This window comes from Paenibacillus sp. NPDC057967 (assembly GCF_042887015.1).
Classification (GTDB): domain Bacteria; phylum Bacillota; class Bacilli; order Paenibacillales; family Paenibacillaceae; genus Pristimantibacillus.
In genome coordinates this window covers 1-24,438 of sequence record NZ_JBHVQB010000001.1, presented here as the reverse complement: position 1 = coordinate 24,438, position 24,438 = coordinate 1, and the positions used below count along the sequence as shown (strand labels likewise).

General features: G+C 50.1%; 21 protein-coding genes and 1 rRNA gene. 15 read left to right on the top strand and 7 right to left on the bottom strand.

Translation table 11 applies throughout. The features are described 5' to 3' along the window. Nucleotides 1–3 precede the first annotated feature (3 nt). From ACFVSO_RS00110 to serC, 4 genes are all read left to right on the top strand, one after another. The gene (locus ACFVSO_RS00110) at nt 4–972 is read left to right on the top strand and encodes a 4-hydroxy-3-methylbut-2-enyl diphosphate reductase (RefSeq protein ID WP_387468818.1); all 969 of its coding nucleotides are present in this window, start codon (nt 4–6) and stop codon (nt 970–972) included. A 181-nt stretch (nt 973–1,153) separates the two neighbouring features. After that, complete coding sequence (aroF, locus tag ACFVSO_RS00105) at nt 1,154–2,218, top strand: 3-deoxy-7-phosphoheptulonate synthase (protein ID WP_387468815.1); 1,065 nt, start codon at nt 1,154–1,156, stop codon at nt 2,216–2,218. A gap of 255 nt (nt 2,219–2,473) precedes the next feature. Then, complete coding sequence (glnA, locus tag ACFVSO_RS00100) at nt 2,474–3,898, top strand: type I glutamate--ammonia ligase (protein ID WP_387468813.1); 1,425 nt, start codon at nt 2,474–2,476, stop codon at nt 3,896–3,898. Between the two features lie 203 nt (nt 3,899–4,101). Continuing rightward, nucleotides 4,102–5,187: a 3-phosphoserine/phosphohydroxythreonine transaminase gene (serC, locus tag ACFVSO_RS00095; RefSeq protein WP_387468811.1), complete on the top strand. Its 1,086-nt coding sequence runs from the start codon at nt 4,102–4,104 to the stop codon at nt 5,185–5,187. 80 nt (nt 5,188–5,267) lie between these two features. On the opposite strand, the gene ACFVSO_RS00090 is transcribed toward serC, so the two are convergent. Next, the gene (locus tag ACFVSO_RS00090) at nt 5,268–5,990 is read right to left on the bottom strand and encodes a response regulator (RefSeq protein WP_387468809.1); all 723 of its coding nucleotides are present in this window, start codon (nt 5,988–5,990) and stop codon (nt 5,268–5,270) included. 122 nt (nt 5,991–6,112) lie between these two features. On the opposite strand from ACFVSO_RS00090, the gene trmL reads away from it, so the two are divergent. The 3 genes from trmL to ACFVSO_RS00075 all read left to right on the top strand — a co-directional run bounded on the left by trmL (nt 6,113) and on the right by ACFVSO_RS00075 (nt 8,549). Further along, nucleotides 6,113–6,577 carry a tRNA (uridine(34)/cytosine(34)/5-carboxymethylaminomethyluridine(34)-2'-O)-methyltransferase TrmL gene (gene trmL, locus ACFVSO_RS00085; protein WP_387468807.1) on the top strand — a complete coding sequence of 155 codons (465 nt, stop codon included), beginning with the start codon at nt 6,113–6,115 and terminating at the stop codon, nt 6,575–6,577. A gap of 118 nt (nt 6,578–6,695) precedes the next feature. Beyond that, nucleotides 6,696–6,944: an AbrB/MazE/SpoVT family DNA-binding domain-containing protein gene (locus ACFVSO_RS00080; RefSeq protein WP_116045976.1), complete on the top strand. Its 249-nt coding sequence runs from the start codon at nt 6,696–6,698 to the stop codon at nt 6,942–6,944. Between the two features lie 411 nt (nt 6,945–7,355). After that, the gene (locus ACFVSO_RS00075; RefSeq protein WP_387468805.1) at nt 7,356–8,549 is read left to right on the top strand and encodes an aminotransferase-like domain-containing protein; all 1,194 of its coding nucleotides are present in this window, start codon (nt 7,356–7,358) and stop codon (nt 8,547–8,549) included. Here ACFVSO_RS00075 and ACFVSO_RS00070 read toward each other — a convergent pair. Further along, a complete protein-coding gene (locus ACFVSO_RS00070; protein WP_387468803.1) occupies nt 8,533–9,252 on the bottom strand; it encodes a DUF2161 family putative PD-(D/E)XK-type phosphodiesterase in 720 nt (239 codons plus the stop codon). The two genes, ACFVSO_RS00075 and ACFVSO_RS00070, sit on opposite strands and share 17 nt — an antisense overlap. 238 nt (nt 9,253–9,490) lie before the next feature. On the opposite strand from ACFVSO_RS00070, the gene ACFVSO_RS00065 reads away from it, so the two are divergent. The 4 genes from ACFVSO_RS00065 (at nt 9,491) to ACFVSO_RS00050 (ending at nt 13,749) form a co-directional block, all read left to right on the top strand. Then, on the top strand, nt 9,491–11,386 hold the full coding sequence (locus ACFVSO_RS00065) for a PrkA family serine protein kinase (protein ID WP_387468801.1): 1,896 nt from the start codon (nt 9,491–9,493) through the stop codon (nt 11,384–11,386). Nucleotides 11,387–11,588: 202 nt separating this feature from the next. Continuing rightward, nucleotides 11,589–11,888, top strand: a complete 300-nt coding sequence (locus ACFVSO_RS00060; RefSeq protein WP_387468799.1) for a rhodanese-like domain-containing protein — start codon at nt 11,589–11,591, stop codon at nt 11,886–11,888. Between the two features lie 111 nt (nt 11,889–11,999). Further along, nucleotides 12,000–13,013: a protoglobin domain-containing protein gene (locus ACFVSO_RS00055; protein WP_387468797.1), complete on the top strand. Its 1,014-nt coding sequence runs from the start codon at nt 12,000–12,002 to the stop codon at nt 13,011–13,013. Between the two features lie 190 nt (nt 13,014–13,203). Then, the gene (locus tag ACFVSO_RS00050) at nt 13,204–13,749 is read left to right on the top strand and encodes a YhcN/YlaJ family sporulation lipoprotein (RefSeq protein WP_387468795.1); all 546 of its coding nucleotides are present in this window, start codon (nt 13,204–13,206) and stop codon (nt 13,747–13,749) included. A gap of 79 nt (nt 13,750–13,828) precedes the next feature. Here ACFVSO_RS00050 and ACFVSO_RS00045 read toward each other — a convergent pair whose 3' ends face one another. The 3 genes from ACFVSO_RS00045 to ACFVSO_RS00035 all read right to left on the bottom strand — a co-directional run bounded on the left by ACFVSO_RS00045 (nt 13,829) and on the right by ACFVSO_RS00035 (nt 16,933). Continuing rightward, nucleotides 13,829–14,344, bottom strand: a complete 516-nt coding sequence (locus ACFVSO_RS00045; protein WP_387468793.1) for a WGxxGxxG family protein — start codon at nt 14,342–14,344, stop codon at nt 13,829–13,831. A 117-nt stretch (nt 14,345–14,461) separates the two neighbouring features. Then, the gene (locus tag ACFVSO_RS00040; protein ID WP_387468790.1) at nt 14,462–15,913 is read right to left on the bottom strand and encodes a SpoVR family protein; all 1,452 of its coding nucleotides are present in this window, start codon (nt 15,911–15,913) and stop codon (nt 14,462–14,464) included. Between the two features lie 111 nt (nt 15,914–16,024). Then, nucleotides 16,025–16,933: a GGDEF domain-containing protein gene (locus ACFVSO_RS00035; protein ID WP_387468788.1), complete on the bottom strand. Its 909-nt coding sequence runs from the start codon at nt 16,931–16,933 to the stop codon at nt 16,025–16,027. A 262-nt stretch (nt 16,934–17,195) separates the two neighbouring features. Here ACFVSO_RS00035 and ACFVSO_RS00030 point away from each other — a divergent pair, with 262 nt between their 5' ends. From ACFVSO_RS00030 to ACFVSO_RS00020, 3 genes are all read left to right on the top strand, one after another. Then, the gene (locus ACFVSO_RS00030) at nt 17,196–18,923 is read left to right on the top strand and encodes an ABC transporter ATP-binding protein (protein WP_387468786.1); all 1,728 of its coding nucleotides are present in this window, start codon (nt 17,196–17,198) and stop codon (nt 18,921–18,923) included. Continuing rightward, nucleotides 18,916–20,751 carry an ABC transporter ATP-binding protein gene (locus tag ACFVSO_RS00025; RefSeq protein ID WP_387468783.1) on the top strand — a complete coding sequence of 612 codons (1,836 nt, stop codon included), beginning with the start codon at nt 18,916–18,918 and terminating at the stop codon, nt 20,749–20,751. Before ACFVSO_RS00030 ends, ACFVSO_RS00025 begins: the two co-directional genes overlap by 8 nt. Before the next feature lie 80 nt (nt 20,752–20,831). Then, nucleotides 20,832–21,332, top strand: coding sequence for a YkvA family protein (locus ACFVSO_RS00020; RefSeq protein WP_387468781.1), 501 nt, complete (start codon nt 20,832–20,834; stop codon nt 21,330–21,332). 119 nt (nt 21,333–21,451) lie between these two features. Here ACFVSO_RS00020 and glsA read toward each other — a convergent pair whose 3' ends face one another. Together glsA and ACFVSO_RS00010 are read right to left on the bottom strand one after the other, a co-directional pair. Then, complete coding sequence (gene glsA, locus ACFVSO_RS00015) at nt 21,452–22,408, bottom strand: glutaminase A (RefSeq protein ID WP_387468779.1); 957 nt, start codon at nt 22,406–22,408, stop codon at nt 21,452–21,454. A 91-nt stretch (nt 22,409–22,499) separates the two neighbouring features. Beyond that, on the bottom strand, nt 22,500–23,915 hold the full coding sequence (locus ACFVSO_RS00010; RefSeq protein ID WP_387468777.1) for a stalk domain-containing protein: 1,416 nt from the start codon (nt 23,913–23,915) through the stop codon (nt 22,500–22,502). 439 nt (nt 23,916–24,354) lie between these two features. Between ACFVSO_RS00010 and ACFVSO_RS00005 the strand changes: the two genes are divergently transcribed. Next, nucleotides 24,355–24,438: ribosomal RNA gene (locus tag ACFVSO_RS00005) — 16S ribosomal RNA — on the top strand; the annotation flags it as partial.

The following is a 24,438-nucleotide window of genomic DNA, read 5'->3' as shown; positions in this document are numbered from 1 at the left end:
GGGATGGAAATCGTGAAAATATCGCCGAGAGGCTATTGCTATGGCGTGGTTGACGCCATGGTGCTTGCTTTGCAGACGGCAAAAAATTTGGAGTTGCCAAGACCGATCTACATTCTTGGCATGATTGTTCACAACGCCCATGTGACGGAAGCGTTCGAGAAGGAAGGCGTCATCACGCTTGACGGTGCGAATCGTCTTGAAATATTGGATCAAATTAATGAAGGCACCGTTATTTTCACCGCTCACGGGGTTTCGCCTGAGGTGCGCGAGCGCGCCCGGCAGAAGGGCTTGTCGGTCGTGGACGCGACATGCCCGGATGTGACGAGGACGCATGATCTCATTCGGGAGAAGACGGCGGCAGGCTATCATATTATTTATATCGGCAAGAAGGGTCATCCCGAGCCGGAAGGCGCGATTGGCGTAGCTCCCGACCAAGTCCATCTCATTGAGAAGGAACCGGAGATCGAAGAGCTTAACGTTACGCATGACAAGATTATCATTACGAACCAGACGACGATGTCGCAATGGGATATTCGCCATATCATACAGCGGCTTCAAGAGAAGTATCCTCATGCCGAAGTGCATAATGAAATCTGTCTGGCTACTCAGGTGCGCCAGGAAGCTGTTGCGGGTCAGGCGGGAACGGCTCAACTTTGTATCGTTGTCGGCGATCCGCGGAGCAACAACTCCAACCGGCTGGCGCAAGTATCTGAAGAGATTGCCGGCGTGAAGGCATATCGCGTATCTGACGTGAGTGAGATCAAGCAGGAGTGGCTTCAAGGCATTGACCGAGTAGCCGTTACGTCCGGAGCCTCGACGCCGACGCCGATTACGAAGGAAGTCATCACTTATTTGGAGCAGTATGACTACCGCGACTCCTCTACCTGGGAGATCAAGCGGACCGTCAATATGAACAAGCTGCTGCCGAATGTGCGTGTGAAGTCGACAGGCAATGCGGAAGCGTCTGTATAGAGTTACGAATTTAGACGAAATTGAATCGCTCAAAGGTGTTGACGTTGGGCGATTATTTCGGTATATTTACTTTAGCGATTAAAAGCATAAAAGCTTAAAAGCCAAAAAGCTTAAAAGCGCGAAAGAGATAATTGGCAATGACTTAAAGATTGCCACATTGAACAATTGAGGAGAGATGAACATGATCGTCATTACCAAACATAACATCGCCGATGAGCGAATTAATGAGATTGTCGATTATATCGAGAATGCCGGTGTTCAAGCTCATGTGTCGAAGGGAACAGATCGTACGGTTATTGGCATTATTGGTCAGGCGGACCCGACACTGGCCGAACATCTGCGTCAGATGAAAGGTGTAGACAATGTGATCAAGATTTCGAAGTCTTACAAGCTTGCAAGCCGTGATTTCCACCCAGATGACACCATTATTGACATCAAAGGCGTCAAGATTGGCGGCAGCAACCTGGTCGTCATGGGCGGACCATGCGCCGTTGAGACACCGGAGCAGATCGATGAGATCGCAAGACTGGTCAAGGCAGCGGGCGGACAGGTGCTGCGCGGCGGGGCATTCAAGCCGAGAACAGGACCTTACAGCTTCCAGGGCGTTGGCGTAGAAGGTCTCGTCATGATGGCGGAAGCGGGCAAGAAGCATGGCCTCTTGACCATTACGGAAGTGATGACGCCGGAATACGTGGATGTATGTGCTGAATACGCGGATATCCTTCAGGTTGGCACGCGTAATATGCAAAACTTCGATCTGCTGCGCAAGCTGGGCACGATCAAGACACCTGTCTTGCTGAAGCGCGGCTTCAGCTCCACTTACGATGAATTCCTCAATGCAGCGGAATACATCCTGGCCGGCGGCAATCCGAATGTCATGTTATGTGAACGCGGAATCCGAACGTTCGAGACGTACACGAGAAACACGCTTGACCTGAGCGCAATTCCAGTGCTGCAATCACTTAGTCACTTGCCTGTCATCTCCGACCCGAGCCACGGCACGGGCAGACGCGAGCTGGTGGAGCCGATGACGAAGGCATCGGTTGCAGCCGGAGCGAACGGTCTGATTATCGAAATGCATACCGATCCTGATAATTCCATGACAGGAGATGGCGTCCAGTCGCTGTTCCCGGATCAATTCGCAGCTCTTCTTAAGGACCTTGCCCTGCTTGCTCCGATTGTCGGCAAAACGTTCGATACGGAGAAAGCGCCGGCAGAAGCCTTTAAGGAATGGAAAATCGTATAACGATCGTATAACCCGAAACTTCGCGTCCCGTCTGCTCTCCCAAGCAGGCGGGATTGTTTTGTTTGTGCCGAAAACGCTATCATTGTGAACAGGTGTTCAAACTTGTAAGTATACCTGACATGAGAATAAAAAATACCTGACATAAGTATTGACGGAGGGGAAAGTGTAGTTTTATAATAACAACAAGATTCGGAGCAATTATTGAACAATAAACGCTCATACACTAGTTAATGTTCGGAAATGGAGGAAATTTAGATGTCAGTTCAAAAAGTTTTGGAGACAATTAAAGAAAACAACATTCAATTCGTAGATTTCCGTTTCGTGGGTCTATCCGGTGGCGCACATCACATCTCGTTGCCTTCTACAGAGGTGGACGCTGATACGTTCGTGAACGGCGTTGCTTTCGACGGTTCCTCGATCCCTGGTTTCCGCGGTATCGAAGAGTCCGATATGGTTATGATGCCTGACACTGAAACAGCTTATGTTGATCCTTTCACTAGCCATCCTACTTTGAACATTATGTGTAACATCCACACTCCAGACGGACAGCGTTATGACCGTGATCCGCGCAGCATCGCTCAGAGAGCGGAAGAGTACCTCCAGTCGACAGGTATCGGCACGACTGCATTCTTCGCACCAGAATCCGAGTTCTTTATTTTCGACGATGTTCGCTACGAAAGCTCGATGCACACTTCTTTCTTCGCAGTTGATTCTGAAGAAGGAGCATGGAATACTTCCCGCAAAGAAGAGGGCGGCAACCTGGGCTTCAAAATCCCGGTTAAAGGCGGTTATGTGCCAGTAGCTCCAGTTGACTCCCAACAAGACATCCGCAGCGAAATGGTTCGCCTGATGCAAGAATCCGGCCTTCGCGTTGAGCGTCATCACCATGAAGTAGCAACAGCTGGCCAAGCGGAAATCAACTTCCGTTTCGACACATTGACTAAAACGGCAGACAACCTGCTTAAATACAAATACATCGTGCACAACGTAGCTCGCCAATGGGGCAAAGTGGCAACATTCATGCCAAAACCATTGTTCGGCGACAACGGAAGCGGCATGCACGTTCACACTTCCATCTTCGACGGCGACACGCCTTTGTTCTATGACAACAAAGAGTACGCTAACCTGAGCAAGATGGCTATGAGCTACATTGCAGGCGTCCTGTACCATGCTCCTGCCCTGATCGCGATTACAAACCCAAGCACGAACTCCTTCAAACGTCTGGTTCCAGGCTACGAAGCGCCGGTTAACCTGGTATTCTCTAAAGGCAACCGTTCCGCAGCTGTTCGTATTCCAATCGCAGCTGTAACGCCTAAAGGCTGCCGTATCGAGTTCCGTACGCCGGACTCCACGGCTAACCCTTACCTGGCATTCGCAGCTATGCTGCTTGCAGGTCTGGACGGCATCAAGAAAGGTCTTGACCCAATCGCACTGGGCTACGGACCGTTCGACAAAAACATCTATGATCTGCCAGAAGAAGAGAAGAAAGAGATCCGCAGCGTTCCAGGCACACTGGACGAAGCGCTTGACGCTCTGGAAGCAGATTCCGGCTTCCTGACAGAAAGCGGCGTGTTCTCCCAAGACTTCATCAACAACTACGTGGCACTTAAACGCCAAGAAGCAAAAGCAGTAGCCATCCGTATTCATCCGCATGAATATAGCCTCTACTTCGGTTGCTAATTTCAGCAGAAAAAAAACGAGCCTAACAGGGCTCGTTTTTTTATGCAATGGCGTGGAGATGAACAAAATCCGAATATTTAATTCAGGTTTTAATAATATGTTCGACTTTTACACAAAATTGTCCGGATTCTACTTGATGCAGGCGTGCAAACTTGCTATCATAACCATATCATATACAAAGATTGAAGAGGTGGGATGGGAGAATGGCTAGAGCTTATAACTTTAATGCAGGCCCGGCAGCGATTCCGCTGGAAGTTCTGCAGCAAGCGCAAGAGCAATTTGTCGATTACCACGGTGCCGGAATGTCCATTATGGAGATGTCCCACAGAAGTCCGCTTTATGAGGGCGTGAACAACGAAGCGCAGACGTTAATGCGTGAATTGTTCGGAATTCCGGACAACTACAAAGTATTGTACCTTCAAGGCGGAGCAAGCACGCAATTCGCGATGCTGCCGATGAACTTCCTGCGTCCGGGCCAACCAGGCGCTTACGTTCAGACTGGCGCTTGGGCTGACAAAGCAATCAAGGAAGCAAAGCTGATCGGTGAAACGGTGATCGCCGCTTCTACAGCATCTGACAACTTTATGCGTGTGCCGAATTTGTCAGAAATTGAAGTTCCGGCTGATGCATCCTACCTGCATCTAACCTCTAACGAAACGATTGGCGGAACGCAGTTCCATGAGTTTCCTTCGACTGGCAATGTGCCGCTTATTGCCGACATGTCCAGCGATATTCTGAGCCGTCCCATCGATATTAGCCAATTCGGCGTCATTTATGCCGGCGCTCAGAAAAACCTGGGACCATCAGGCGTAACGGTCGTTATTATCCGCGAAGACCTGGTTAAGGAAGGTTCGAAGTCAATCCCTGCGATGTTCCGTTATGAGACGCATGCGAAGGCGGATTCGCTCTACAATACGCCACCATCCTTCTCTGTCTATATGGTTACGCTCGTACTTAAGTGGATCAAAGAAAGAGGCGGCGTCGCGCAGATCGAGCAGTACAACCGCGACAAGACGAAGCTGATCTACGATGCAATTGACCAAAGCGGCGGCTTCTATCGTGGCTGCGCACAGCCGCAAAGCCGTTCCCTGATGAACATCACGTTCCGTCTGGGCAGCGAGGAGCTGGAGAAGCAGTTCATCAAGGAATCCGAGCAGAACGGCTTCGTAGGCCTGAAGGGCCATCGTGACGTTGGCGGCCTTCGCGCTTCGACGTATAATGCGGTTCCGATGGAGAGCTGTCAGGCGCTGGCTCAATTTATGGCTGATTTCCAAAAACGCAACGGATAGTTTACCATAAACAAACCGCCCTTCCCTCGCCGCAGGCGATAGGAAGGGCGGTCTTTTGTCATGAGTTGTATCCGTAATGGCTAAGCGAGTGAGGATTCACTGGCAGCAGCGCTGGGACCATGCATCTTGTATCCGACATTGCGGACGGTCATAATGTATTCCGGCGAACGGGCATTCTTCTCCAGCTTGTCGCGAAGATGGCTAATATGAACATCGACGATTCTTGTATCGCCGAGGAAGTGGTAGTCCCATACGCCATGCAGCAGCTGCTGGCGGCTGAGCACCTTGCCCTTGTGTCTGGACAGGAACAGCAGCAGCTCGAATTCCTTCGGAGTCAGATCAATTAGCTTCCCGTCCAAAAACACTTCGCGCTGATCAACATGAACGGACAGTCTGCCAATGGAGATCATCGTCTCGTCAGATGATCCCGGCAGCGTCTGCAATCGGCGGAATATAGCACCGATCCGTGAGATCAATTCCTGGGGACTGAACGGCTTGGTCATATAATCGTCGGCACCGTTATCGAGCCCTGTAATTTTGTCGGTCACGTCCTGCAGAGCGGTCAACATGATGATCGGAACGCCGTTGTTCTGTTTTCGCAATTCCCGGCACACCTGAATTCCATCCATCTTGGGCAGCATAAGGTCGAGAACGATCAGATCAGGGCGGAACGGCTTAAGCATATCGAATACGGCTTCGCCGTCGCTCACGCATCGAACTTCGTAACCCGCGAGCTTTAAATTGAATTCGATTAACATGGAGATGGAAGGTTCGTCATCCACGACCAGTATCTTTTTTCGCATCAATTTATCTCCTTTGCCTCCTAGTATAAGGTATAGTATGAAGGGAGACGTTTTGCACTAGATTAACCGTGCGTAAAGTGAATGTAAAATTATAGCGTTCTTAAAGGTGGGAAAAGACAGCAATGGCCTTTCATATTGTGCTTGTCGAGCCGGAAATTCCGGCCAACACAGGCAATATTTCGAGAACATGCGCAGCAACAGGCACACATCTCCATCTGGTTCGCCCTCTGGGCTTCGATACGGATGATAAGACGCTCAAGAGAGCGGGGCTCGACTATTGGCATTCCGTTAACATTCATTATCATGACAGCTTCCAGGAAGTCAGGGAGCTCTTCCCGGATGCCCGCTTCTTCTTCGCGAGCACTAGAGCCACCAAGGTTTATTCGGAATTCGACTACCGGGATGGTGATTTCTTCGTATTCGGCCGGGAGACAAAGGGGCTGCCTCAGGAACTGATTGACGCGAATTTGGATACATGCATCCGCATGCCTATGACGGATAATGTCCGTTCGCTCAATCTTTCTAACTCTGCAGCAATTGTCGTTTATGAGGCTTTCAGGCAGATAGAATTTCTAGGACTTAGATAGTTGCCTGAATTTTAGAAATTAATTTTTCGGGAAGGAAAACATGAGGGTATGTCGAACTAATAATATTGCAAAGGTTTCTCAAGCTACTTACAAAATAGACACAAAAGAGGTGAATATGATGAAACCAGCAGGCGTTGTTAGAAAGGTAGACCAGCTTGGACGCATTGTTCTTCCGAAATCGTTGCGCAAACGCTATTTGATGAACGAGGGGGATCCCGTTGAAATATTTGTTCAAGGCGATCACATCATTCTAGAGCGTTACCGTCCGAAATGCGTATTCTGCGGTTCCATGAACGAGGTTCGTGAGTTCAAGGAGCGCTATGTGTGCGGAGAATGTATGGAAGAAATGGGATATTTGAAGCGCTAGTCGTTGCAGCGGGCCGAACGCTGCAGGCGATTCTGCCGCTGAATGACGAAATGAAGCTTCCTGCCTTAAGCGATTGCTTAGGGTGGAAGCTTCATTTGTTTCTAAATGGCGCATAGTATCGAATGATACGAATGTGTGCTGCTTACAGACCTTTAGTCTTATCGTCGTTGTAAGAGCTGGTCAGAATGGCGGTAATGAACAGGATAAACACGGTCATTACGATCAAAAAGTTCATGTTTTCGACACCTCCAATTAGCTAGCTTTATTATAACCAACATGTTTCAAAAAGAAAACTTTAAATGTTGTGAACACATTGTTAACATAAAGGATATGAGTAGTAGAAGATGGACTTCGGCGCGAAGCTCCGTATGCAAGCTACATCCATAGACTATGTTTGAAGGGGCGAGGGGAATGGAATACCGTTTTTCATCCAGAGTGTCGCAGCTTAAATCATCGGCTGTACGTGACATTCTGAAGCTGACGCAAGGCAAAGACATGATTTCGTTCGCAGGCGGTCTGCCAGCCGAGGAGCTGTTCCCGGTACAGGCTGTGCGCGAAGCGGCCGGACGTGTGCTTGATAAAGGAACCGGTGCGCTGCAATACGGGTTGACGGAGGGATTTCTTCCTCTTAGGGAGCAGCTATGCGAGAGGATGGCTGCCAAGGGCATGGTTGTGACCCCGGAGGAGATGATTCTCACGACTGGCTCGCAGCAAGCGATTGACTTGCTCGTAGGCGTGTTGACCGAGCCGGGGGACACGATTCTGGTCGAACGGCCGACTTACTTGGCTTGCTTGCAGGTATTCGCCCTTCATGGCCTCAATGTTGTATCGGCGGAGAGCGACGAGTTCGGCATGGTGCCGGAATCGGCGGAAGAGCTGATTCGCAAGCATAAGCCGAAGCTGTTGTACGCCGTTCCAACCTTCGGCAATCCGACAGGCCGTGTCTGGAGCCAGGAGCGCCGCAAGCGGATGCTGGAGCTGGTCAAGCAATATGACATGCTTATTATTGAAGATGATCCTTATGGTGACATTAAGTTTAATGAAGAGGAATATCCTTCCCTGTTCGCAATGGCGGGCAGTGCCCAGGATAATCCCGTCCTGTATACGAGCACATTCTCCAAGACGGTAGCGCCGGCGCTCCGTACCGGATGGGCAATCGGCGACAGCCGTGTAATCCGGATGGTGGAGAAGGCGAAGCAAGCGGCGGATCTTCAGTCGAGTACGTTGGATCAGCAAATCTTGAGTCAGCTCTTGAGCGGCTTTGATCTGGATGCTCATATTGCATTGATCTCCAAGGAATATGGGGCCCGGATGAATGAAATGGATGCGCTGTTAAGACGTGAAGCGCTGCCTGGCCTAAACTGGGTGAAACCTCAAGGCGGTATGTTCCTGTGGGTCGAATTGCCGGAGGGGCTCGATGCGGAGGCACTGCTCAGGTGCGCTGTGCAGAAAGGCGTAGCCTTCGTGCCTGGAAGCTCCTTCTATGCGGATCAGCCGAAGCGCAATACCGCTCGACTGAACTATACGTATACCAAAGGCGAGCGCACGGTGCAAGGCGTGGCTCGCCTGGTTGAAGCCATTGGAGAGTTTACAGTTCGCAGCTAGCAATCCAGTCCGCGATAACTTCCCTGTATAGATCAAGCGCCTCTACGCCCTGCGGAAGCAGGGCGTATTTGCCGCGTTCGACACGCTGGAACCAGCCGTAATAATTGCTGCGAAGCATATCTCCGCTTTTGCCGATACCGGTGGCCGCAACAAGCTCGCGTGGCGCAGAGGGTCCCTTTTGATGCAGGACATAAGCGCATTTGAGCGCCTTCTCGCGATAAGCGGTCACGAGCTTCCTGCCGGTGCTGCCGCCGACATTATAGTCGCCGCTGCGCTCTCTGAATTCCATAAGCAGCCTGCTCCGCTTGCGATGGCGCGCACCGCGGACGGGAGGTTCCCCTGGCTCGCATAATACGTCGATGACCGGGGCTTTGGTTTTGTAGAACGTAACGGTCATCAGACCGAGACCAAGCATCCGGCACAGCTCAGTCAAATCGCCGAAGCGTTGATTATGAGCGCCGCTTTTCTTGCGGTTCCGTTCTACAGCGAGCACCACATCCCCATTAAGCCGAAGACGTTCGATCCCTTGCAGCAGCAAGGCGAGATTGAACGTTTTTTTCATTTCCACAATTACGGTCTCGTCCCGCTCTGGATGTACTGCGACCAGGTCGCAGTGCATCACCTCCGCTTTTACGGTATAACCCCGCTGCTCATAGAAGCGTTTGATCGGGACGTACATTTCTTCTTCCAATTGAACAGCCAACCCTCATTCTCCTCTCCATGGACGTGGCTTAGCTCTGGTTCACCTATTATACCAAAGGACATGGGGCGCTTGTCGATATTTGCGGGAAGGCAGTATAAAATAGTGGTCAATTTCCGCTTGGAATAAGCATAGGTATGTAATACTTCAAAAAAATGATGGCCTTAAGGTTAGCGCATGGTATGAATCCCGAGCGGAGAGGAAATAGCGTATTAGCGGAAGCGATGGGAGGAGGCACGGCATGGACATTTTCAAGCGAATATCGGAATATCAGGCGGAAGGCGAAAGATTGGCGTGGACAGGAAACTTCAAGGAATTCATCGAGCTGCTGAGGAAGGATCCCACCCCGGCCATGACCGCACATGCACGCGTGTACGAGATGATCGAATCCTATGGGGTCGAGGAAGCTGGCGGGCGAAAAACGTATAAGTTTTTCGAACAGGAAATATTCGGCCTGGACCGGGCTGTGGAGAAGCTGGTGGAGGAATACTTTCACTCAGCCGCCCGGAGGCTGGATGTCCGCAAGCGGATTCTGCTGCTGATGGGCCCGGTCAGCGGAGGCAAATCGACGATTGTCACGATGCTGAAGAAAGGACTCGAGCGTTTCTCCCGTACGCAGAAAGGCGCCGTTTATTCGATTAAAGGCTGTCCGATGCATGAGGACCCTCTTCATCTCATTCCCCATGAATTAAGGCCGGAGATTGAGAAGGAGCTGAATGTCAGAATAGAAGGCAATCTGTGTCCTTCCTGCCAGATGAGATTGAACACGGAATATGATGGGCAGATTGAAAGCGTGCTGGTGGAGCGCGTCTTTATCTCCGAGGATAACCGGGTGGGTATCGGAACGTTCAGTCCTTCTGATCCGAAGTCGCAGGATATTGCTGATTTGACCGGAAGCATTGATTTCTCTACCATTACCGAATTCGGCTCGGAGTCGGACCCGAGGGCTTATCGATTCGACGGAGAGCTGAACAAAGCGAACCGGGGATTGATGGAATTCCAGGAGATGCTGAAATGCGATGAGAAGTTCCTGTGGAACCTGCTGTCGCTGACCCAAGAGGGCAACTTCAAGGCGGGGCGGTTCGCGCTCATTAGCGCTGACGAATTGATCGTCGCGCATACGAATGAATCCGAGTACAAATCGTTTATCGCCAACAAGAAAAACGAAGCGCTCCAATCGCGGATGATCGTCATGCCGATTCCATATAATCTGAAGGTATCGGAAGAAGAAAAAATTTATACGAAGCTAATCTCCCAGAGCGACATGCGCCATATTCATATTGCCCCTCATGCGCTCAAATCGGCAGCTATCTTCTCCATTCTAACGCGGCTTAAGGAAACAAAGAAGCAAGGGATGGATCTCGTTAAGAAGATGCGCATGTATGACGGCCAGGAAGTGGAGGGCTTCAAGGAAGCTGACCTGAAAGAGATGCAGAACGAATATATGGAAGAGGGCATGTCAGGTATCGATCCTCGTTATGTCATTAACCGGATATCGAGCGCGCTGATCAAGCAAGATATGCAATGCATCAATGCACTGGATGTGCTTCGCGCTCTCAAGGATGGACTGGATCAGCATCCGTCCATTACGAAGGAGGAACGCGAGCGGTACTTGAATTTCATCTCTATTGCGCGCAAGGAATACGACGGTCTTGCGAAGAAAGAAATCCAGAAGGCCTTTGTCTATTCCTTCGAGGAATCGGCTCGCACACTGTTCGAGAATTATCTGGACAATATTGAAGCGTATTGCAATTGGGCCAAGATCAAAGACCCGCTAACGGGAGAAGAGATGGACCCGGACGAGAGGCTGATGCGATCCATAGAGGAACAAATCGGCGTATCGGAAAATGCAAAGAAAGCTTTCCGCGAAGAAATCCTGATTCGGATCTCATCCTACTCGCGCAAAGGCAAAAAATTCGACTTTACCAGCCATGAGCGTCTGAGAGAAGCAGTGGAGAAAAAGCTTTTTACCGATCTGAAGGATATCGTGAAAATTACAACCTCGACCAAGACGCCGGATGAGAGCCAGCTCAAACGGATTAATGAAGTGACGAAGCGGCTCATTGACGAGCATCTTTATTGCCCGGTATGCGCAAATGAGTTGCTCCGGTATGTAGGCAGTCTGCTGAACCGCTAATGGTGAGAAGAACCTTTGTCAAGGCGACAAAGGTTCTTCTTATTTCCATTATATCCATTCCCTGTGCGTTGACGCGCCTGCAAGGAAGGGATTATAGTTTTCTTATTACTGTCATACCTGCAGGGGTATTGTGATTAAACTTGTCCATTTTGTCGTAATGAATCCAGGTAGTATTCATCCTTAATGGAAAAGGGGCGCGTCCATGAAAGAAATGATGCCATATGAAGTAGAGCAACTGCTCAAGCATAAGCCGGTAATTGTGGATGTCCGGGAGCTGTCGGAGTGGATGACGAACGGACATATCCCAGGAGCGATTCATATTCCGCTTGGACAACTTGAGGAGAAGGCTGCGGAGCTTGACCGAACCGCAGATATCATCGTGGTGTGCAGAAGCGGCAGCAGAAGCGGGACTGCCTGCGAATGGCTGCAGGCCTCCGGTTATCGGGTCTATAATATGAAGGGCGGCATGTCTTCCTGGTTTTGGGACAAGGCCTATGGGTAACAAGCGCGACTCTATCATTTGAATCCGAAAAAAGATTATGGGAAATTGCGGAATAGTCGATATATAATAGATACTAGACATTCAACTATAACCGCTAAGGAGTCGTGCGCATTGATTAACGTATCTGCAGAACGTCGGAAGCAACTGGACTATACGGGAATTGGGGAGCAGGACTTGCAATTGCTTAACGATTGCAGACCGATATTCCAGCAGGTCGTGGAAGAGGTTGTAACTCGCTTCTACGATAAGATCGGACAGCAGCCGGAATTACTGGCACTAATCGCGAAAGTGAGCACGGTAGAGAGACTGAAAGAAACACAACGCGTATACTGGATGTCGCTCACCGATGGTGTCATCGATTCCGACTTTATTGATAACCGCATCAGAATCGGCGCCGTTCACTCCAGAATTGGATTAACGACGGACTGGTATCTGGGATCGTATATGACTTATCTGGATATCGCGACGGATGTGCTGAAGCGTACCATGCCTGAACGCTGGCAGCTAGTTGTGCATGCGCTTTCGAAAATGTTCAATTTGGATTCACAGTTTGTCCTGGAGGCTTATAACCTGCATGAGCAGTATCGGATTCAGAAGCTTGCGGATTCCCGCTCGCATATGCTGACAACGGTGACCAGCGCTGTTCAGGAATTGGTTAGCTTAATGGTAGAGCTGGACGAAGGGGCGCAAATCATTGCGGCTACCGCAATATCCACCTCGCAGTCACAGGATAAGACGCATACGTTGCTGGGAGAACTGCGTTCAGAGCTGGATGGTATTCATGAGATGGGCAGCCTCATTCGCGGTTTGTCCGATCAGACGCATCTGCTCGGCCTCAATGCTGCGATCGAAGCGGCCAGAGCAGGAGAGAACGGCAGAGGTTTCGAGGTTGTAGCGAATGAGGTCCGGAAGCTGGCTGCCTCCTCGCGCGGAGCTATGGAGGGCATCACGTCCAAGCTGGAAGAGATCGAGAAGAAGCTAAGCGAAGTGCGCCGTGAATCAGAGCAGACATCGGTGGAGGCACGCAATCAGGCCGGACGCTCGCAAGAGCTGGCTTCCTTCGTTCAGATGGTAGAGAAAGTAACCAAAGATTTGCAGCAGCTGAATCAATCAGATGACGAATAAGGTAAGTTAAGGAGCGCTCATAGCAGTGCTTCTTTTTTAATTGTTCCGGTGAAAGGCGTATACAGGTGGCATAGGAGCGCAGACGCTCAAGGTTGCTACGGATGTATGCCAGACGTAGGAATAAGTGCTGAGATATGTATATTTAAGTAGCCTTCGTACATGTTAAGAGCATACACGGAGGTGCTTGAAGATGAGGATGCATATCAGAACTTCGCTATCGATTGTCATTGTAACAAGTGCGCTAGTTATGACTGGCGGCTGTGGGAATGAGCCTGACGATTATACGAATCGTGATCGGCAGATCAGGCAAAATGCGATTAAGCCGCTTAACCGGATTTCATCCGATGGGAAGGCTATACCGGATGACCATACAGGAAGACCGGCTGGAGAAGCGAATGCCACTACAAACAGAATCAATCACGACCAGCTTGCCCATATAGCAGAGAACGTGCCTGGTGTCAAAACCGCAATTGCTGTCATGAACGACACCGATGTGCTGGTTGGTCTTGAGACCGATCATAACACCGGCAATAAAAGAATAATTGAGAAGCGGGTTATGTCTGCGTTAACTTGGCAATATCCGGAGTACCGCTACCATATTACGGCCAGTGACGAGCTGCGCGAGCGCATCAAATCGGTAAGCGTAAGACAGAACAAAGGTTACCGGGCTTACATGCGGAATCAGGATATCGGCATATTAGCGGATGCCATCGATGTATCTTCCATTCGCCCTTAATTAGCCGTGGAGGAATAGAGAAGCCTTCAAGGGCTCGCGAGATCGCGATTCATGAAGGCTTCTCCATATGTTATCTAGATTATGCGCGATCGCGGTCGCGGCTTCTCATGCCGGCAAGACCGAACAGGCCAAGAAGACCGAGCCAGCCCCAGCTAAATCCGCGGTTGGCATTCGTTGTTGTATTTGCTGTTGCTCTGTAGTTATTGCGATTCATGTTCGCATTGTTGCGATTGTAATTGTTGTTGGCATTGTTGGTGGTGTAAGCATTGTTGTCGCGTACGCCAAGAGCGCGATTTGTACCGTTCTCTAAGCCTGTAACTGTACGATTCACACCGTTTTCTACGCCAGTTATTGCACGGTTCATGCCATTTTCCATGCCGTTAATGGTGCGGTTTACTCCATTACCTACATTGGTAGTGGCACGGTTCAGATTATTCGTCACGGTGTTGCCATTCGGGTAAGCTGTTGGTGACGGGGCTACCGACATCGAACCGTTTGGTTCGACCATGCTGGTGCGGTTAGCGTCGGCTGTTGGAACCGTGAAGACCATGGTGAAGCATGCGAACATAATGGCGAATAATCCTGCTTTTTTCATTAGCTGTGAACATCCCTTTCTTTAATGAATTAGCTTTCCGGCTTATGATCGTCCGTATTGGACTTTCGTATGCAAGCCATTGGCTAGATCAGGGATGGTAAGTAACGGGGACACGCCTTAGACGAACTTTCTGCTCGTTTTTTTCCCGTCACAGCTAAATACTAATTTCTTATCCTCGACGATGGTTTCCAGATGCACGTTTTTTCCCCAGAGCTGAACGACGTAAGGCAGTGTTCGCTCCACATATTTCAGGTCAAGCTCCGTTCCTTCATATTGATGAATGAGATACAATTCCCCTACTCGGTTGAAGTCGCCATCCTTTACGAACAAGCTGGGAAATCCCCCATTTACCTTGGAGTAAACGAGCTGATCCCGAATGTTCTCCCACGACTTGTCGGTAATTTTCCACTCAGGTCCTTTCTTCTCGAATATATACAAATCCAGATCGTCGACCAGATTTTTGGTCAAATAATTGCGCAGGAAGGAAATATCGGAATCGAATTCCCTTACCTCGAATATCTTCTCGCGTCCCTTGCCGGGCACGCGTCCGAATCGCTCCTGCTCTTCTTTTGTTGGGTTGTCCCAGCGGCGTTCAATATCTTCGAAAATTTTCAGCCCCAAATAATACGGATTCAAGCTGTGTCGGGACGGTACGACGACCGAGGAATTCAGCTTGGCGAATTCAATGGTTTCGTCGCTTGTCAGATCCATCTCCCGAATGATTCGCTGATGCCAATACGAAGCCCAGCCTTCGTTCATGATTTTGGTCTCGATTTGCGGCCAGAAGTAAAGCATCTCATCGCGTAGCATCGTCAGGATGTCCCGCTGCCAGTCCTCCAGAATGGGGGAATATTCTTCGATGAACCATATGATGTCCTTCTCCGGCTTAGGTGGGAAGCGTCTCGCTTCTGCTGCCAGTTCCTCGGCTACCGCTTTAGCTTCTGCGACGGCCTCGGTATCCAAATTCCACAATTCTTCATAGGCGTTCGGTTGGGCGGGTCCAGCGGAACGTTCCTGTTCCTTTTGGCTCATCTCAATGTATCGTTTCTTATCCAGCTGATAGGGTTTAATTAAAGTGGGATCTACATGTTCCTGAATGGCGAGGATGGCATCAATAAATTTCTCGACAGCTTCTGAGCCGTATTGCAGCTCGTACTGGTGAATCCGATCGGCTGTAGCGGACATGCTCTCCACCATGTTGCGGTTCGACACGCCGAAGCGGGCGTTATTTTTGAAGAAATCGCAGTGAGCTAAGACGTGAGCAACAATTAATTTGTTCTGAATGAGGGAATTGCCTTCCAGCAGAAAGGCGTAGCACGGGTTGGAGTTGATGACGAGCTCGTAAATTTTGCTAAGCCCGAAATCATATTGCATCTTCATCTTATTGAATGTCTTCCCGAAGCTCCAATGGCTGAAGCGGGTAGGCATGCCGTAAGCGCCGAACGTATAGATAATGTCCGCGGGGCAGATCTCGTATCGCATCTGATAGAAATCCAGGCCGAAGCCCTGCGCGATCTCCGTTATTTCATCGATGGCTCGCTCCAGTTCGCGAATCTCATCCTGATTCATCTCTCATCCCTCCAGGTGGGTGTATAAAACACGGTTCATACCATATGTATGAATGGAGAGGGACGGTTATGTGGAGGATGGACGATTTGGCCTGTACAGGTAAGCAAAGTATTAGTCGTTTTTATCGCTGTTTTTCATATCGTACATGGAGTGGTCGGCATCGGTGATCAGTTCGCGCAGTGTCGAGCCTCCGCCTTGCTTGGAGCTCATGCCGACGCTGGCATAGATATAGACGAGCTGGCCGCCGATCAGGTAGGGCTGCTTGAGCGAAAGCTTGATTTTGTCTGCGATAATGGCCAGATCGCTATCATCCGCAAGATGCTGGAAGCAGATCAGAAATTCATCGCCGCCATACCGAATGAGCACATCGGAGCGGCGCACGCTCGCCCGAAGCCTTGACGCTATCTCTTGCAGCAGGAAATCGCCTGTGTCATGCCCATAGCGGTCATTCACTTCCTTGAAATCATCGATATCAATAAAGAGGACACTATACAGCTTGTCCGAGCCATTGTTGCACAGATGGGTAAGATATCTGCGGTTATACAATCCTGTCAAACTGTCGGTTAGGCTGGCGTTCTCCAGTTCAATGATGTAACCAAGCAGCGAGGATAAGGATTGCAGCGAGTCCTGCTCCGCTTCTGACAGCTCGATAGGGGACTTGTCCAGCAAGCAGATGGAGCCGATAAGCGCAGCAGAATCGGCTTTATAGATCGAGACGGAGACCATAGAGCAGTCGCTGATAAAGGGTAAAGGGGCTGAGGCTGTCATTCGACCGTCGTCCATGACGCTCGGAATGTAATGAAATTGGGTGGTTTGTTGATGCGGCAGCGAGTTCGCCAGGATTGGCATAGCCGCTCCATAGGGTACAAGCTGCTGATCGCGGTTATAGACGCCAATAATGCGATTGGACAAGGTTCCGTCATTCGCGGTCACGCAGATCGTGTTGACCTTGGAGATATGCTTCAACGTTTGAATGATCCCTGCTGCTGCATCTTCGATTGAGCGGACATGGCTGCTCATAATCTCAACTCCTGCCTTGTAGTAAGGGCGATAGTCCTTGATTTCAGTAGCTTATCTAGTACTATAGTAGTCTAAACAATGGACGTCCTCAACCATTTTAGGAGCAAAGTAGGAATTTATCCCTAGAATATGGAATTAGTATCCCTCGAACCAACATACGGGATAGATCCATGCCATTTTTGGCCGGAAGGCTTTATAATAATAGATGTATATGGAAACTAACTAGGACATCATGGGATGGTGCCGGAGAGGACGTTTAGCAATGAGAACTGTTTTTTCTTATTTGAATCGATACCGGGTTGCGGCGATCGTTGCGCTGTCGCTTATGCTGACAGAACTTTTGATAGAGCTGTTCCAGCCCTATATTATGGCGAAAATGATTGATGAAGGCATTCAGATGCGCGATACGGAAGTAATCTTCCTGTGGGGCGGCATTCTGCTGTTGTGTTCTGTCTTGGCGTTTGCGGTCGGAATTTTAAGCTCCTTCTATGCCGCTCATGTCAGCCAGAGCTTTGGTTACGACCTGCGGGAGAAGCTGTATGAGAAGATCCAGTCCTTTTCCTTTGCCAACTTCAATAGCTTTCCCGAATCTTCCTTAATAACAAGGCTGACCAATGACATCATTCAATTGCAAAATACGGTATTTATGGGGCTGCGAATCATGCTGCGGGCTCCGCTCTTTATTGTAGGAAGCGTCATTATGGCGTTTGTCGTGAATCCGACGCTGGCGTTATGGTTCGCGGGAGCCATACCGTTTCTGGCTGTTTTTCTGTATCTGGTTATGAAAAGGGGGGAGAAGCTGTTCCGCTCCGTCCAGCAAAGGCTCGACCAGGTGAATGCCATTATGCAGCAAAATTTGATCGGCATGCGGCTGATTCGCGTATTCGTGCGTATGAAGCATGAGCGGGGCAGATTCGACAAGTCCAGCGGAGAATTGATGGACCGGACGGTTGCGGCGCTTCGGCTGACGGAGATGACAATGCCGATTATCCTGCTGGTCATGAACGCAGGCATTATCGCGGTGCTCTGGTTCGGGAGGGTACAACTCGAAGCGGGCAGTGCATCTGTTGGCGAGATTGTTGCCATTGTCAATTATGCGACGCGTACCGTAGGCGTCTTTTCTTTGATCTCGATGATTGTTGTGAATTTCTCCAAGGCAAAAGCTTCCTCGGAGCGTATTGAGGACGTACTGGTCACAGACGCAACGTTAAAGGATGGAGAAATTGCTTCTTCCCGTTCTCAAATGGAGGGAAGCATCTCGTTCCGGAATGTGACCTTCCGCTACCCGGACACAGAGGAGCCGATACTGAGCGATATCTCGTTCCGTGCCTTGCCTGGAGAGACGCTGGCGATTATGGGGGCTACGGGTTCCGGCAAGTCGACGCTGCTCCAGCTTATTCCCCGATTCTATGATACGGCTGAAGGCACTGTGTGCATTGACGGACAAGATCATGAAAGGATGAAGATGGAGAACCTGCGCAGGGCGATCGGCTATGTGCCGCAGGACATTGTGTTGTTTTCGGGGACAGTAGCGGACAATATCCGCTTTGGCAAGGATGACGCATCGATGGAGGAGATCATGAAAGCGGCCAAGTTGGCCCAAATCCATGAGACGATCTTACGGTTTCCCAATCAGTACGATACCGTGATCGGACAGATGGGCGTGAATTTGTCTGGAGGACAGAAGCAGAGACTGACTATTGCGAGGGCTCTTGTGCGCAAACCGGCCATTCTATTGCTGGACGATTGCACCAGCGCGCTGGATGTTCGGACGGAGGCGGCTTTGCTGGAAGCGCTCAAAGCGATGAATTGTACGACGCTCCTTGTGACACAGAAGGTAAGCTCGACCGCCAATGCGGACCGGATTTTGCTGCTTGACGACGGTAAGCTGCTGGCGAGCGGCACCCATGAGCAGATGAAGCAAGAATCCGCGCTCTATATGAAAATTTGCCAGTCTCAATCCGGAAAGGCGGGTGCAGCGCATGCTTGAATCGTTAAAGGAGCCATTCCGTTATGATCCTCCGAAAACGCTGAGCGAAGGATCAGGCGCTCACGATCCAGGTAAAAAGCGACCAGCGAAGGCTAAGGATGCTTCGGGAACACTGAAGCGGCTTTGGCGCTATCTGGCATCACATCGCATGATGCTGGCGGCTGTATTCGTGATGATTGTGTTCAGCACGATATTGTCTTTGCTTGGCCCTTATTTGGCAGGAACAGCGATTGATAGATTTATAGAGGTGCAAAATACGGGCTTCGTCCCTTTTCTGATCGGCTTGGCAGTTGTCTATGGGCTTCACGCATGGACGATGTGGCTGCAAAATATATGGATGATAGGAGTAGCGCAGGAAACGGTTCGCGGGATGCGCCGGGATTTGTTCGCCCATCTGCACAAGCTGCCAATCCCGTTCTTCGCGAAGCGCCAGCATGGCGAATTGATGAGCCGCGTCACGAACGATATCGAAAATGTCAGCTCATCGCTGAACAGCTCGTTCATCCAGCTCGTATCGAGCATCTTGCTGCTGGTCGGCATTGTCGGCGTGATGCTGTCGCTTAGCCCGCTGCTTACGCTGCTTACCTTCATGGTCATTCCGCTTATGGTATTCGGCATGAAGTGGATTACGAGTCGAACAAGCCGCTTGTTCAAAGAACAGCAGCGCAATATCGGCGAACTTAACGGATTCGTAGAGGAAACCTTGTCTGGCCAGCGGATTATTAAAGCTTTTTCCCGAGAAGCCGTTGTCATTGAAGCCTTTAATGAGCGCAATAAACGAATACACATGTCCGGTTTCTGGGCGCAGGCAATCTCCGGTTTTATTCCGAAGCTGATGAACGGGCTCAATAACTTGAGCTTTGCGTTAATTGTCGGAGTAGGCTCGCTTCTCGTCATTGGGGGGCATGGTGTTACAGTCGGTACGATATTGATATTCGCAGAGTTTTCACGTCAATTCACGCGCCCGCTGAACGATTTGGCCAATCAGTGGAATACGCTATTGTCCGCTATGGCGGGAGCCGAACGTGTTTTTCAAATTATGGACGAACCCGTGGAAGCGGCAGATGAGCGGGAGGCGGCTGCGCTGGGTACAATGAAGGGACGGGTGGAATTTCGCGACGTTTCCTTTGCGTATCAGGAAGGCCATCCGATTCTGCGACAGATCAGCTTCGATGCGGAGCCTGGTGAGACGGTCGCATTCGTAGGGCCGACGGGAGCGGGCAAATCTACGATTATCGGGCTGCTTTGCCGATTTTATGAGCCTTCGGCCGGTTCCATTCGGATTGATGGTCGGCCTGCAAGCGGCATACGGCGCGACAGCTTGCGCTCTCATATGGCCTTTGTCCTGCAAGATCCCTTCTTGTTCGAAGGCACGATACGGGAAAATATACGTTACGGCAAGCTAGACGCTACTGACGAAGAAGTGGAGGAAGCTGCGAAGCTCGCTAACGCCCATTCCTTTATTTTGAGAATGAGAGGCGGATATGGAGCAAAACTGAAGCCGGATGGCGGCGGAATCAGTCAAGGCCAGAAGCAGCTTATTGCCATAGCGAGAGCCATACTGGCGGACCCGGCTATTCTCGTGCTAGACGAAGCGACCAGCAGTATCGATACGGTCACGGAAATAAAAATTCAAGAGGCGCTCCAGCGGTTAATGAATGGGAGAACCAGCTTTGTCATCGCCCATCGTCTCAATACGATTCAGACGGCGGACCGGATTATCGTCCTGCAGGACGGGGAAGTCACGGAGAGCGGCACGCATGATGACCTGCTGCTGCGGAACGGCTTCTACAGCAAGCTGGTTCATGGTCAGGTTGTGCTAACGTGAGAGCTGCTTTTATGGCAAATGAAACGTTTCTGATCCTTTGCAGTATTATGGGGTAACTCAAGCTTCAAGGAGGCTATCATATGGAACGATCAGATCAAGAGGGACAAGCCCAAGATGGATATGCTCAAGAGCATCGGGAAGGACTGGATTATGGGGAGCCGTTCGCTGCTGAGCAAGTCGAAGCGGAGCAATTAGAGGAGAAGGATATCCAGAAATGGACCGGCAAAATCGGGGATTATAACCAGCAGGCGAAGTATGTGCAGGAGGGCTTCTGGGGCAAAGTGAAGCGCTATGCGTCCAAGGTTCCTTTTGCACGAGAAGTCGTGACGCTCTATTATTGCGCCACCGATCCGGCGACGCCGATGAAGGCCAAAGCAACTGCGATTGGCGCATTGGCGTATTGGATTCTGCCGATTGACCTCATTCCGGATTTTGTACCCGTTGCGGGCTTTGCGGATGATGCGACAGCCGTCCTGCTTGCTTACAAAGCGCTCAGCAGCCAAATTACGGACGAGCATCGGGAGAAAGCGGAGCAGTTTTTTGCGATCAACCGCGATTTCAAAGTGATTACACGCCCATAGCGGTGAGGTTCATTTCTGCAGCCGATGGGGCAACTGGCACCTGTCAATATAAACATTAAAGGGCTGTGGGCCAGCAAATTGATTTGCTGGGCCACAGCCCTTATTTGTTTTACTTTTTATTAGAACAAGCTCCAATCCATTTCCTTCGAGAGCGTCTCCAGCAGATGAACGCCGGCAATGCTGTTGCCTTTCGGGTTCAGGGATGGACCAACGACACCGATGCCGTACCTCCCCGGCACCATCGACAGAATGCCGCCGGCTACGCCGCTCTTGGCGGGAAGTCCGACCTCGATGGCGAATTCGCCAGAGGCGTTATACATGCCGCATGTGACCATAAACGTCTTGGCGATCTGCACGTAACGACGGGGAACGAGATTTACGCCTGTTATCGGATCGGTACCGTTGTACGCAAGCACGAGCGCCATTCGAGCCAAGTCCGCACAGTTGACGCCGATGGAGCAATGACGGAAGTAGACATCCAGCACATCGTTCACGTTGCCTTTTAACACGCCGTTGTCTTTTAGAAAATAGGCCATGGAACGGTTCAAGTCCGCAGATTCGGCTTCTGAGTGATAGACAGCCATATCATAGGTGAGGGAGTCATTCCGTGCCAGCTTGCGGAAAAACTGCAGCGTACGCTCTGATTTTTCCTCAGGGCTGCCTCCCGCAATCAGGGAGGAGATGGCGATTGCTCCCGCATTGATTAACGGATTAAATGGAATGCCGGGTTGAACGAGCTCGAGCTTCAGCATGGAGTTGAAGTTGTCGCCGGTCGGCTCCATTCCTACTTTGTCGAACACAACATCCTCGCCATTGTCCATTAGCGCAAGGAGGAGGGTGAATACTTTTGATATGCTCTGCATGGTGAAGGTCAGGCTGCAATCACCGGCGGTGACAGAGCGGCCTTCCTGGTCGATGATATGAATACCCAGCGCTTCTTGTGGCGCTTTGGACAATTCGGGTATATAGGAAGCAACTTTTCCTTCCCGACACTGCTCTTTGCTGGATGCCAGCCATAAAGGCAGCTGCCGCTGCAGCAATTCAAGCTCTGATTCGTGATGATGTGCTTGAGACACCGGCCTCACTCCTTAGGTACGCTTTTTCTGAAATTATAATGGATGGGGGATCGTGGATACAACAGCAGCATGGCTTGAAAGCGGGAAGCCGTTATGGGGCTGTTGAAATCATTACGGTTTTGTGGACAGCATCCCACTGCACTTCGTTGCCAAAGGCGCTGCCGATAAAGCGCACAGGCACGAAAGTAGTTCCTTTGATGATAACAGGAGAAGCATCGAGCTTTTCTTTTACACCATTAATAGAAGCAAAGTTTTCTCCCACCGTCAAAATAACCGTATTGCGATCCTTTGTAGCCGTAATGGTTTTAGTATTGGCGTCCCAATGGATTTCGGCTCCCAGCGCGTCGAAGATCGCTCTGAGCGGAACCATCACCCGTCCGTTTTGTTTCGTTGGGGGTGTGTCGAATGCAAGCGTGCTGCCGTCCAGTTCTACAAAGATAGGATCGGGTTCCAGTTGTTCATCAGGGTAGCCCTTAATTCCGACGGGCTTCGTTCGATACCACTTGGTGCCGTCCCCCGTATATCCGTTGCCCCACGCCCACAATGTTCCATCCGCGCGAATCGCCATTGCTCTGTAGCCGGCGCCGTGTGCCGCGATAGACGTCATTTTTTTCAAGCCAACGGCTTGGACTGGAACTTCACTTGCTTCATATGAGCCAATTCCTAATTGACCGCCGACATTATGGCCTTGAGACCATACAGTGCCGTCCTTCTTCAGCATAAGGGGACCGCCTCCAGAGGCTTGAATTGCCTTGACGTCTGTGATGCCGTCCAGCTTCTTGGCCTTGCCATCTTCATCTGGCCAGAACCATACGGTTCCATTTTCTTTTAATGCATATACTTCAAAAGAGCTGATCGCAATCTGAGTAACGCTATCAAGTCCCTCAATCACCTTTTCAGGCTGATAGCCGTGAATGACCGTTCCGTCTTTCTTCAATACAGCGTAAGAAGAGTAGCCAGTAGAAATGGACTGTACATCCGTGATATTCTTCATGTTCGTTGGTTTATCCGGGAAGAAACCGCCCCATACCCACAGGGTACCGTCTGCTTGCACGGCATAGCTGCTTGTCCAATCAGCAGCAATATCAACGATATCAGTAAGTTTTCCCACCTGTGCCGGCATATCTCGGCTCACAGTAGTGCCATCGCCTAATTGACCATCAAGATTGCCGCCCCATGCCCATACGGTTCCATCCGAACGCAGTGCTAGGGAATGAGTCTGTCCGCCAGCGACTCTGACTACATTGCTTAGAGAGGGAACTTGTACGGGGACAAGACTGAACAGGTTCGTCTCAGATCCAAGGCTTCCTCTATAGGTCGTAATATTCCCCCAATTCCACACGGTTCCGTCACTTTTGACCCCAAGGCTATGAATGATGCCTACCGCGATTTCAACCCATTTTGGATTTGGCTTTGATGTGGTTGCATTGGTGTTTGATGATAGTGAGGGGCTAAAGCTGAGAAGCAGAAGAATGACAGAGGATAGTAACCATTTCTTATAATTCATGGATAAGTAACACTCCTTAGGTTTCTATTCTTTTCCTATTATAGTCTGCCGAATTTTATGCGGATATAAGTGTTTTATGAAATGCACGTCATTAAAAACAGTAGGGTGGTTCATGCAAACAACAATCGGGTAAAGTTTTTTTATAAAAGTGCTTGACCAAATGAAATAGGCTATGGTATATTCTAATTCCGGCCGAGAAATACGGCGGACGTCAACGACAAGCTGAAAAAGATTTTAAAAAAAAGCTTGCACGATGACGGGATATATGATAGGATAAAAAACGTTGTCACTGAAATTGATTGTTCTTTGAAAACTGAACAACGAGCGAAACTGCCCTGTTAATTCTAAGGAATTAATAGATAGAAGAAGAACTCGCATTGACCTTGGTCAGTGTGAAGAACTTCGAAGCAACAACGTTATTGAGCAAGTCAAACTAACTTTTATGGAGAGTTTGATCCTGGCTCAGGACGAACGCTGGCGGCGTGCCTAATACATGCAAGTCGAGCGGACCTAACGTTTCTTC